10 protein-coding genes are annotated in these 11,894 nt (G+C 34.5%); all 10 read left to right on the top strand.

The genetic code is table 11. The annotated features are described in order from the left end of the window. Positions 1-6: 6 nt before the first annotated feature. The 10 genes from mraY (at position 7) to ileS (ending at position 11,744) form a co-directional block, all read left to right on the top strand. Positions 7-960: a phospho-N-acetylmuramoyl-pentapeptide-transferase gene (mraY, locus tag LB888_RS09820; RefSeq protein WP_318752800.1), complete on the top strand. Its 954-nt coding sequence runs from the start codon at positions 7-9 to the stop codon at positions 958-960. A gap of 21 nt (positions 961-981) precedes the next feature. Continuing rightward, positions 982-2,136, top strand: coding sequence for a UDP-N-acetylmuramoyl-L-alanine--D-glutamate ligase (murD, locus tag LB888_RS09825; protein ID WP_318752801.1), 1,155 nt, complete (start codon positions 982-984; stop codon positions 2,134-2,136). Beyond that, positions 2,133-2,336 carry a hypothetical protein gene (locus LB888_RS09830; protein WP_318752802.1) on the top strand — a complete coding sequence of 68 codons (204 nt, stop codon included), beginning with the start codon at positions 2,133-2,135 and terminating at the stop codon, positions 2,334-2,336. Before murD ends, LB888_RS09830 begins: the two co-directional genes overlap by 4 nt. 41 nt (positions 2,337-2,377) lie before the next feature. After that, entirely contained in the window at positions 2,378-3,268 is an 891-nt protein-coding gene (locus LB888_RS09835) for a hypothetical protein (RefSeq protein WP_318752803.1), read from the top strand. Positions 3,269-3,401: 133 nt separating this feature from the next. Next, complete coding sequence (gene ftsA / locus LB888_RS09840) at positions 3,402-4,862, top strand: cell division protein FtsA (RefSeq protein ID WP_318752804.1); 1,461 nt, start codon at positions 3,402-3,404, stop codon at positions 4,860-4,862. A 24-nt stretch (positions 4,863-4,886) separates the two neighbouring features. Continuing rightward, positions 4,887-6,212 (top strand): cell division protein FtsZ, encoded by a 1,326-nt coding sequence (gene ftsZ / locus LB888_RS09845; protein ID WP_318752805.1) that lies wholly within the window; start codon positions 4,887-4,889, stop codon positions 6,210-6,212. A 477-nt stretch (positions 6,213-6,689) separates the two neighbouring features. After that, entirely contained in the window at positions 6,690-6,956 is a 267-nt protein-coding gene (locus LB888_RS09850) for a YggT family protein (RefSeq protein ID WP_318752806.1), read from the top strand. Between the two features lie 21 nt (positions 6,957-6,977). Then, entirely contained in the window at positions 6,978-7,760 is a 783-nt protein-coding gene (locus LB888_RS09855) for an RNA-binding protein (RefSeq protein WP_078756004.1), read from the top strand. A gap of 143 nt (positions 7,761-7,903) precedes the next feature. Then, complete coding sequence (locus LB888_RS09860) at positions 7,904-8,713, top strand: DivIVA domain-containing protein (protein ID WP_318752807.1); 810 nt, start codon at positions 7,904-7,906, stop codon at positions 8,711-8,713. 247 nt (positions 8,714-8,960) lie between these two features. Then, the gene (gene ileS, locus LB888_RS09865) at positions 8,961-11,744 is read left to right on the top strand and encodes an isoleucine--tRNA ligase (RefSeq protein ID WP_318752808.1); all 2,784 of its coding nucleotides are present in this window, start codon (positions 8,961-8,963) and stop codon (positions 11,742-11,744) included. The last annotated feature ends 150 nt before the right edge of the window (positions 11,745-11,894 follow it).

The raw sequence follows: 11,894 nt of genomic DNA on the forward strand, positions 1-11,894 counted from the left end.
AAAAATATGGAATTAGCTTTACCATTGGCAGTAAGTTTCGCGATTACTGTCTCAATTATGCCATTTTTTATTGGTTATTTTAATTATAAAAAGATCGGTCAAACAACTCGTGAGGAAGGTCCAACGTGGCATGAAGTTAAAACGGGAACACCTACCATGGGTGGAACGGTATTTGTTTTTGCAATCTTAGTTACTTTATTAGTCAGTGCATGGTTAATGAAATTATTGGAAGGTAGTGTTTGGATGATTCTCTTAACCTTCTTATTATTTGGAGGAATAGGCTTTGTTGATGATTTTATTAGTATCTTCAAAAAGCAAAACGAAGGATTAACCGCCAAACAAAAATTCATTTTGCAAATCATCTTTTCAATCGTTATTATGTTGATTGGCGTTTTACATCAATATAAAATATCTATCCCCTTAGGGTTTACACAAATTACCAATCCAATTATCTTAATTATTTTTGCTAGTGTTTGGATTAATGGATTTTCCAATGCCGTTAATCTTACCGATGGTTTAGATGGCCTAGCAACAGGACTAAATATTATTGCTTATGGTGCTTATTTTGCTATTGCTATTAATCAAGGTGCCCAGGCTATTGCCTTAGCTTGTTTAGTGGTGGTAGGTGCCTTATTAGGATTCTTAATTTATAATAAGAAACCCGCTAAAATCTTTATGGGTGATGTTGGATCACTCGCTTTAGGTGCCGGATTAGCAGTTATATCGATTTTATTAAATAATCCATGGAGTTTATTAATCATAGGTTTTGTATTTGTCGTAGAAACTGCAAGTGTTATTTTACAAGTATGGTCATTCAAAACAAGAGGTAAACGTATTTTTAAAATGAGTCCGATTCACCATCATTTTGAGATGAGTGGATGGTCTGAACCGAAAGTCGTTTATGTCTTTTGGTTAGTTGGTATGATTGCCGCAATGATTTATATTAGCATATTCAAATAAAAAAGGATTTAAGGTGTCAAAATGGATTTAAAAGATAAAAAAGTATTGGTTTTAGGTTACGCTCGAACGGGAAGAGGAGCCGCTGAGTTTTTAGTTTCTCAAGGTGCGAATGTCACAATCAACGATTTAAATGATTTAAGCGAAGAACCATCGATTGAAGAGTTAAAAGCTAAAGGCGTTATCGTTGTTGATAAAAAACAACCAGTTACACTTTTAAACGAAAACTTTGACTTTATTGTAAAGAACCCTGGTATTCCTTATCAAATTGAATTATTACAAGCGGCTATTGCACAAGAGATTCCTATTTATACAGATATCGAAATTTTCGATTGGTATAATCCGGGAATATTAATTGGTATAACGGGCAGTAACGGTAAAACAACCACTACAACTTTAGTTAATAATATTTTACAAAATAGTCAGTATCAAGCCCATTTAGCAGGTAATATTGGTATTCCTACACTATCGGTTTTACCAAAAGTAAAAGAAAAAGATGTGGTAACGATGGAACTATCGAGTTTTCAATTGATGGGAACAGATAAATTCAAACCACATATTGCTGCCATTACGAATATCTTCTCCGCTCACCTAGATTATCATGGCACAAGAGAAGAATATGTTAAAGCAAAATTACGACTTATTCAAAACCAAGATAATCATGACTTTATAATCTTTAATGCAGATCAAAAAGAACTTGCTAGCTATCTGATTGAATCGCCTGCTAATAAAGTACCATTTGCTAGATTAAATTTATCAGATTTAGTACGACAAACTGGAGCGTATTATGAAAATGGTGGTTTATACTTTAAAGGCGAATTAATTATGAAAGAAGACGATATTCAAATTCCCGGTGAGCATAATATTGAGAATATTTTAGTTGCTATTGCCATTACCAAAATATTAAACGTTCCTAACAACCTTATTCACGATACAATTATGAATTATCAAGGTGTTGAATATCGTATCCAACCTGTTGGGATTTATAATGGCATCAGTTATTATAATGACTCTAAAGCGACTAATCCTGATGCAACCATTACCGCATTAAAGAGTTTTACTGAACCAACAATCTATATTGGTGGTGGCTTGGATCGTGGCATTACTTTTGAGGAATTAGTACCCTATTTAGAAAATGTCAAAGTTGCTATTTTATATGGTGAATCAAAAAAATTATGAAAGAAGCGATGGAACAAGCTCAGATTGAAAATATTGTGATGGTGGATAATTTAGAACAAGCAACGAAAGCCGCGCAATCTTATGCTGAAAGTGGGGATGTTGTCTTATTATCGCCTGCTTGTGCAAGCTGGGATCAGTACCAATCGTTTGAAGAACGTGGGGCACAATTCAATGAATTAATTGTTGCTCTCAATCAATAATCGAGCTTCATTTTTTAGGATTTTTTGAAGGAGGTGTTATAATGCCAAATATTTTTGAAGATGAATTAGATAATGTGAGACAATTTAATGAACAATTAGAAGCAGAAGTAAATGACGTTATAACATCTAATCAAAGAATTGTAAGAAATAAACCAGAGAAAGCACCCATTAATTGGACTAAAGGGTTGCCAACTGGCAGAGTTGAATTAGCTAGTGTGACGGCCGTAATTTTTATTTTTATGTGGACATTCGGGTGGCAATTAGCCCCTTTTAATAAAGTCAATCATTTAACCGTTTCCGGAAATGAAATTGCAGAATCGGAAATGGTTGCTTATTCTTCTGGGATTCGCTCTCTTGATACGATTAAAAATGTCATGGCTAATAGAGAACAAATCGAAAAGAATATTATTCAATCAAATCCCATTGTTTCGGGCGTTGTTTTCGATCGTGTTAATTGGAAACAGATGGATATTAAAGTTTCAGAATATCATATTGTGGCGATTGTAGAAATTGAAGGGGAATTATATCCTTTATTGGAAAATGGTGAAATATTACTGGAATCCAATAAATATTTGCAAGAGAATATGGACCGATTTAATTTACCAAGAATTTTAAATGTTGAACAAAAAGGTAAATTAGTGACAGTAGCAACGGCTTTAAGAAGAGTTGAACCAGATGTCTTAGCTTTAATCGATACTATTGAATTATCGAAGGATCTGAATCGTCCAAATCATTTATCGATGAAAATGAAGGACGGGATGTATGTCAAAGCCGTTGCTTCTACCGTGGCTGAAAAAATTAATAAATATCCTGCCATGAAAAATATTATTGGAGACCAAATGGGAACTGTTAATTTAGAAGTAGGAGCTTACTTCACACCAGAGACAGAAGGTAATAATAATATTAAACTTGATGCTAATTTAGATAATTAATAAATATTTCTGGTACTATTTGAAGTTTTATCTTCAATATAAATTTATTTTGTGTTAAAATTGTAGAGAGCTATTAGAGGTAGACACAACTCCTATAATACATAAAACTACGTTAAGGGGGTTACATATTGTAATGAGAAATCATGAAATTTTTGTGAGTTTAGATATCGGCACCACATCGATTAAAGTTGTGGTTGCAGAATATATTAATGGACAAATTAACATCATTGGTGTTGGTAATGTAAAGTCTAGAGGGTTAAGTCGAGGCGTGATCGTTGATATTGACGAAACGGTTTACTCGATTCAACAGGCTGTTACATTAGCCGAACAAAAATCTAATGTTAAAATTAAAGAAGTATCGGTGGGCATTCCAAGTAATAAATTAGGTTTAGAATCTTGTCATGGAATGATTGCTGTATCGAATGAAAATAGAGAGATTACCAATCGTGATGTGGATAATGTTATTACCGCGGCTAAAGTTCGCTCTGTGGCACCAGAAAGAGAAATCATTTCGGTTATCCCAGAAGAATTTGTGGTAGATGGATTTAACGGTATACGTGATCCACGCGGTATGATAGGTGTTCGTTTAGAATTATATGCGACCTTATTAACAGGACCAAGAACGATTATTCATAACATTAAACGTTGTGTTGAAAAAGCAGGTTTAGTAATTAAAGAATTGGTTTTACAACCACAAGCCATTGCGGAAGTAGCATTAAGTCGAGACGAACGTGAATTTGGTACCGTCATTATTGATATGGGTGGGGGACAAACTTCTGCTTCAATCATTTATGATAATCAATTAAAATATTCTTTTGTCGATCAAGAAGGTGGCGATTTTGTTACTAAAGATATTTCAATTATTTTGAATACATCTTTAGAAAGTGCTGAGCGGATTAAGCGTGAATATGGTTATGCAATTGCTAGTCAAACTTCAGATGAAGAATATTTCCCAGTTGAGACAGTAGGAAAAAAAGAACCTGTTCGTGTAGATGAGCGTTATTTAGCTGAAATCATAGAAGCGCGTTTAGCTCAAATTTTTGAAACAATCCATGAAGACTTAGGTGCTGTAGATGCTCTTGATTTACCAGGTGGTTTTGTTATTACCGGAGGTGCAGCATCATTACCAGGTGTTTTGGAATTAGCACAAAAATTCTTTGGTAGTAAAGTACGTCTATATATTCCAGAACAGATGGGGATGCGTAATCCAGTCTTTTCTACTAGTATGGGAATTATTGAATATGTTGCAGGTTTGGATGATGTTCATCGGATTGCTCAAGGAACTTATCGACCTAATAGTCGTCCGGCGCAACAACCTGAACAAAATCACGATGCAAGTAATGACTATTACCCAGCTCAACCTAATAGACAAACGACTAAATATCAAAGACCGATGTCTGAAATGAATCCAAGACCTGAAAGACCAAGAGCAAATTATGATCAATATCAACAAACGAATGGTCAAGAAAATCAACGATATATCGAAAATGAATATTATGAAGAGGAAACTAACCAAGGTGTTTATGAAGAACTAAGCAATGAAAATTCAGTTGCTTCAAAAGTAAAAGCATTTTTCAATACATTTTTTGATTAGTCATGAAATTAGGAGGAAATTATAATGGAATTATCTTTCGATTCATCAATGAATCAGACTGGCGCGGTAATTAAAGTTATTGGTGTTGGTGGAGCAGGTGGGAATGCCGTCAATCGTATGATTGTAGAAGATGTTCAAGGTGTTGAATTTATCGTTGCGAATACCGATACCCAAGCCTTAGCTGGTTCACAAGCAACAACTAAAATCCAATTAGGTTCAAAATTAACTAAAGGATTAGGAGCAGGATCATTACCAGAAATTGGTCAACGTGCTGCTGAAGAAAGTGAAGAGCAAATCCGTAGCGTTTTAGAAGGTGCGGACTTAGTATTTGTTACTGCCGGCATGGGTGGAGGTACTGGTACTGGTGCTGCCCCAATTGTCGCTAAAATCGCGAAAGAATTAGGCGCTTTAACTGTTGGGGTTGTGACACGACCATTTACCTTTGAAGGACCTAAACGTGGACGCTATGCTGCTGAAGGTTTGAAAAATTTAAAAGACAGTGTTGATACTTTAGTTGTCATTTCAAATAATCGTCTATTAGAAATTGTAGACCGCAAAACGCCAATGTTAGAAGCATTTAGTGAAGCAGATAATGTTTTACGTCAAGGGGTACAAGGGATTTCAGATTTAATCACCTCTCCTGGTTATGTAAACTTAGACTTTGCTGACGTTAAAACTGTTATGAAAGACCAAGGTACGGCTTTAATGGGAATTGGTACAGCAAGCGGTGAAAACCGTACTGCTGAAGCGACTAAGAAAGCTATTTCTTCACCATTATTAGAAGTTTCAATCGATGGTGCAGAGCAAATCTTATTAAATATTACTGGTGGTTCAGACTTAACCTTATTTGAAGCCCAAGATGCAAGTGAAATTGTTGCCAATGCTTCATCAGGTGATGTCAATATTATCTTCGGTACGTCAATTAATGAAAACTTAGGTGATGAAGTAGTAGTAACAGTTATTGCGACTGGTATTGAACAAGAAAAATCTGAACGCAATAAAATTAATCCACGTCAACAACGTACAACCTTTACGTCAACAAGTGGCTACAACCAAATTGGTACTGAACGTGAAGCAAATGTCAATTATAATCAACCACAAACAGGTAATACCCCGAATCCACCATCTAATCAAGGTGGACCTGAATTAAATGTCCCTCGTCAAAAAGAAGAACGTGATTTATTCAGTGATTGGGATATTAAACGTGAACAGAATACACGTGAGGTTTCAAATGAAGTTCCTCAACGTACGTTCCAACGTAATGACAACGAAGTGACTCGTAAAAATGATGTTATCGAAGACGACGAATTAGATACACCACCATTTTTCCGTAAACGTCACCGTAACTAATAAAGATTAAAACGTAATTCAGTAGACCGGGCAGATTTTCTCTGTCCGGTTTTGCATATATCGAGTTTTCTGCTAAATGAGTATTACGTTAAGTTCACCTTGAGACTATTGCTAAGAATTTGTTAATATAGGAAGTTAGGCCTAGTAGTTTTACGTGATTTTTGTGAGTATCTGGCTTTAATTAGTCAAGATATAATGAGCGAATTACGTCATTAATGAACATTAACTTGATTGAATTTATCAATTTTATCTCTATACTTTTTAAGCCGCTGTTTGAGACCACTCAACTACTGTGTTATTAATTAACGAATAATAATCTTAACTAAATTTATCAAGTTTATGCCCAGCCTCATGAATGGTCGATATAAAAATTTTGGTATGTTTACTTTGTTTTTCTTATATTAGTCACTGATTCATTAGGTAAACAGTCATTTTTATGATAGAATAGCTTTAAGAAAATTTGAGGGGAACAGATATATGATTTTTAATTTTGTCGTTTATTTAATGAAATTAATTGATGCCTACCAAATGGTATTAGTTGTCTATGCATTATTAAGTTGGTTTCCAAATGCACGTGGCAGCAAAATTGAAGAGTGGGTTTCTAAATTATCAGAACCATATTTAAATATTTTTGACAGTTTTATTCCACCAATTGGTGGTATTAGCTTTAACGTGATTATTGCTATTTTCACGCTCAACCTCGTTAAAAGAGGTATTGTTGTTTTACTTAATTTGTTTTTATAATCGTTTAGAAAGAGGATTAAAGTGAATCAGGACATATATCAACATTATGGCAAAGAGGAGCAATCCTTTATTGACCAAGTTTTTGGTTGGATGCAAATAGTTGAAAATCGTTATAGTGCTTACTTAACACCGTTCTTAACACCTAGAGAAGCACTCATTGTCAAACAGTTAGTAGCAAATAATGAAAGTTTAGCAGTTTATTTTAGGGGAGGATATGAAAAAGCTGAACGAAAACGAGCACTAATCGTTCCACCTTATCATGAACTTCAAGAAGATGATTTTAATTTGAGTTTATTAAATATCAAATTTCCAGTGAAATTTGCTAACATTTCTCACGGAAAAATATTAGGAACCTTAATTGGTAGTGGAATTGATCGCGAACGCATTGGGGATATTATTACCGATGGGGAAGCGTGGCATGTAATAGTCGATGAAACCATTAAATTATATTTAATCAGTAATGTTACTAAAATTGGTAATGTTGGTGTTCACTTAGAAGAAATTGAGTGGGAACAAATTTTAGAATCCAATGAAGCTTGGGAAACCATTACAGTGATCAGTAGTTCCTTAAGACTAGATGCGATGCTTTCGAATGTTTATAATTTTTCAAGACAAAGAGCGAAAGATCAAATTAATGAAGGTAATGTAAAAATGAATTTTATGGCAATGACTCGTTCTGATGCAGAAGTGAAAATTAATGATATTGTTTCACTTAGAAAATATGGCCGTTTTTGGATACAATCGATTGATGGTGTGACCAAGAAAGATAATTATCGTCTAACGGTTAATGTGCTAATCAAATAATGAAGCCTTATCGATCGATGACAACGTTTTAATTTTAATGATTTAACAAAAGTTCTCATGAAACTCTATAAATTTCAATGGAATTAGTGTAGAATAGTAATTGTATATTTTATCGATTGCAACTTTTGAAAGGAAGTGTGAGGATGTCTTTAACACCATCTGAGATTTTACATAAAGAATTTAACACTAAATTTAGAGGTTATGATTCAGATGAAGTCAATGACTTCTTAGATATTATTGTGGTTGAATTTGAAAAATTAACCAAAAGTAATAATGAAATGATGACCAAGATTGCCGACATGGAAGATAAATTGAATTATTTCAAACAGTTACAAGATTCATTAAATAATTCTATTATGGTCGCACAAGAAGCAGCTGAGCGTTTAAAACAAAACGCTCGTAAGGAAGCTGAATTAATTTTATATGAAGCAGACCGAGAAGCTGAACGCATCTTAGAAGATGCTAATAACCGTTCTAAAACCATTGTAAGTGAAACGGAACATTTACATCAATATAGTTTAAACTTTAGAAATCGCCTAAGAAATATGGTTGAAGCTCAATTGTCATTATTAAATAAAGAAGACAATCAAGAATTATTTAAAGAAGCGCAAGGTGAGATAGAAACACCAATCAATCATTTACGTGATGAATTAAGAAAACAATCTGAAGATTTATCAGTTGAATCTGAACTTGAACCAATTCAAGAAGTAGAATCCGCTCAAGCAGTTGTGGAAACTACTGATGAATTGAAAGAAGATAAAAGAAGTCAATTAGACCAAATGGATTTTGAAATTTCTGAAGAAGATGGAAAAGATATTCCTGTACAAGATGATTTTTTTGAATCAGATCCAGTTGACGAACATCATAACTATCCGGTTGCTGGAGAAGACTCTGAACAACCAGTTGAAAGTGTTCTTGGCCGTACAATTCGTATAGATTTACCAAAAGAGTAATTGGACACAATCATTTGATTATATTATCAGCGAGTCAAGGAGGGTGTAAGCTTGGCATCACTAATCACTTAATTATCCCCAATTGTTAATTACAAAGATGAAATAAAAGTAGTTTTTGTCGCTTAAATAGCGTTATCATGAAAGAGTGAGTTTTAATAATTTATTGAAACTAAACTGGGTGGTACCACGTAATTTTACGTCCCTTCAATTTGAAGGGACATTTTTTATTATGATTAAGGAGATAACAATGAAATTAAAAGAAACATTAAATTTAGGAAAAACAAACTTTGCGATGCGTGCAAATTTACCGGTCAAAGAAGTATCATTACAAGAAGAATGGAAAGAAGCAGATATTTATAACCAGATCCAATTAAAAAATGAAGGCAAACCGTCATATATTTTACATGATGGTCCTCCATATGCCAATGGTAAAGTTCATATGGGGCATGCTTTAAATAAAGTAACGAAAGACTTTATTGTTCGTTATAAATCAATGAACGGTTTTAGCGCACCGTATATTCCAGGATGGGATACGCATGGGTTACCGATTGAATCAGCATTAACTAAAAATGAAGGCATTGATCGTAAAAAATATTCGGTTGCTGACTTTAGAAGAATGTGTGAGGAATATGCTTTAAAACAAGTAGATGCACAACGTGAAACGTTTAAACGTTTAGGTGTAACAGGAGAGTGGGACCATCCTTACTTAACTTTACAACCTGAATATGAAGCAGCTCAATTACGTATTTTTGGTAAAATGGCCGAAAAAGGTTATATTTACAAAGGGTTAAAACCAATTTATTGGTCACCATCTAGTGAGTCATCATTAGCAGAAGCTGAAGTAGAATATCAAGATGTCACTTCGCCAACTATTTATGTAGCGTTCAAAGTGAAAGATACGAAAGGCGTAGTTGATGAAAAAGCTGAATTTGTTATTTGGACGACGACTCCCTGGACCATTCCGGCAAACTTAGGGATTTCAGTTAAACCCGATGCCACTTATGTAGCAGTTAATGTGGCAGAACGTCAATTCATTGTAGCGAAAGAGTTATTAGAAAAAGTTGCCCAAGAAATTGGTTGGGAAGATTACCAAGTGGTAGCCGAATATGAAGGGATTCAATTCGACCATATGACAGCTCAACATCCGATGTATGACCGCGAATCATTATTAATGGTCGGAGATCATGTAACGATGGATGCAGGTACTGGATTAGTTCATACGGCACCAGGACACGGGGAAGATGACTACCAAATTGGTCAAAAATATGGATTAGAAATTTTATCGCCAATTGATAATCGCGGACATTTCACGGATGAAGCACCAGGTTTAGAAGGCGTATTCTATCTTAAAGGGAATAAGCTTGTGATGGAGCAATTAGCTGAAAATGGCAGTTTATTACAACAAGATGAATTGCTTCATAGTTATCCACATGATTGGCGTACTAAAAAGCCAGTCATTTTCCGTGCGACGCCACAATGGTTTGCTTCGATTGATAAATTCCGTCAAGATTTATTAACGGCTGTTGATAATGATGTCACTTGGTATCATCCATCAGGTCAAGTTCGTATTTATAATATGTTACGTGACCGTGGCGATTGGGTCATTTCACGTCAACGTGTCTGGGGCGTTCCATTACCAATTTTCTATGCTGAAAATGGCGAGGCCATTCTTGATGGACAAGTCATTGAACATGTGGCACAATTAGTTGCTGAAAATGGATCTAATATCTGGTTTGAACGTGAAGCTAAAGAGTTATTACCTGAAGGCTTTACTCACCCAGGTAGCCCAAATGGTGAGTTTACGAAAGAAATGGATATTATGGACGTATGGTTTGATTCAGGAACTTCTTATGCAAGTGTCTTAGAAAGACCAGGTCAATCATTCCCAGCAGACCTATATTTAGAAGGGTCAGATCAATATCGTGGTTGGTTTAACTCAAGTTTTACTACTTCGATTGCGGTAAATGGCGTACCACCTTACAAAGCTGTATTATCACAAGGTTTCGTCATGGACGGTAAGGGTCAAAAAATGAGTAAATCATTGGGTAATGTTATTTTACCTGAAGAAGTAATGGAAACATTAGGAGCTGACATTATTCGTCTGTGGGTAGCAAGTGTGGACTATGAAAATGATGTTCGTGTTTCGCATGATATTTTAAAACAAGTATCAGAATCTTATCGTAAAATTCGTAATACGATTCGCTTTATGCTATCAAACATTGGTGACTTTAATCCAGAGACCGATCGAGTATCTGAATTACGTAAAGTAGACCAATATTTAATGGCAAAATATAATGTATTGGTACACGATGTATTGAAAGCTTATGATGAATTTGAATTTTCAACGATTTATAAGAAAGTAATCAATTTTATTACCGTAGATTTATCTGCATTCTATCTAGACTTCGCTAAAGATGTCTTATATATTGAAGCAGCAGATGCCAGTGCACGTCGCGCAATGCAAACTGTTATCTATGACATTTTAAGTGGGTTAATTCCATTGCTTACCCCTATTTTATTACATACAATGGAAGAGGCTTGGAAAGAATTACCTGGAGCTGAAGGCTTTGTACAATTACAAGATATGCCTAAAACAAAAGACATTACAGAAGATTTAGCAGTAATTAAAGAATGGGAGCCATTCTTTGAAATGAAAGATGCTGTTAATAAAGTTCTAGAAGAAGCGAAAAATGTTGAAGAAGACCCAATTAAAAAATCTTTTGAAGCAGCTGTTACGGTTTATACAGATGGAGAAATGCGTCAAGTATTGACTAATTTAAGTGATCAATTGGATCAATTATTAATTGTATCTAAATTAGATTTAAAAGATATTAATGAAGCCGCAGCAAGTGCCCATGAATTTGATCATTTTAAAGTTTCAGTTACTCATGCACCGGGACATGTATGTGAAAGATGTCGCGCAATCCGAGAGGAAGTAGGAACAATTGCTGGAGCTGAGGAATTATGCTATCGTTGTAACGAGATTGTAACAAATCATTTTCCAGAATATTTTTCGGAAAAAGAAGACTAGTATAAATTAAATGTATGAAACTAATTTAGATTTTACTGAAAAACTTATCTTGATTCTAAATTATTATTGATCTAACAGTATTATATTAAGTACCTGTGAGTGTTTTTTGAACTCTCACTAGGTACTTTTTATATTTATGAAAATTTTTTG

Source organism: Globicatella sp. PHS-GS-PNBC-21-1553 (genome assembly GCF_033564055.1).
Classification (GTDB): Bacteria; Bacillota; Bacilli; order Lactobacillales; family Aerococcaceae; genus Globicatella; species Globicatella sulfidifaciens.

Coding starts and splice junctions, on each gene's coding strand:
- LB888_RS09860 (WP_318752807.1), top strand. CDS start 7,904: ATGTCTTTAACACCATCTGAGATTTTACATAAAGAATTTAACACTAAA.
- ftsA (WP_318752804.1), top strand. CDS start 3,402: ATGAGAAATCATGAAATTTTTGTGAGTTTAGATATCGGCACCACATCG.
- LB888_RS09850 (WP_318752806.1), top strand. CDS start 6,690: ATGATTTTTAATTTTGTCGTTTATTTAATGAAATTAATTGATGCCTAC.
- murD (WP_318752801.1), top strand. CDS start 982: ATGGATTTAAAAGATAAAAAAGTATTGGTTTTAGGTTACGCTCGAACG.
- LB888_RS09835 (WP_318752803.1), top strand. CDS start 2,378: ATGCCAAATATTTTTGAAGATGAATTAGATAATGTGAGACAATTTAAT.
- ftsZ (WP_318752805.1), top strand. CDS start 4,887: ATGGAATTATCTTTCGATTCATCAATGAATCAGACTGGCGCGGTAATT.
- ileS (WP_318752808.1), top strand. CDS start 8,961: ATGAAATTAAAAGAAACATTAAATTTAGGAAAAACAAACTTTGCGATG.
- mraY (WP_318752800.1), top strand. CDS start 7: ATGGAATTAGCTTTACCATTGGCAGTAAGTTTCGCGATTACTGTCTCA.
- LB888_RS09830 (WP_318752802.1), top strand. CDS start 2,133: ATGAAAGAAGCGATGGAACAAGCTCAGATTGAAAATATTGTGATGGTG.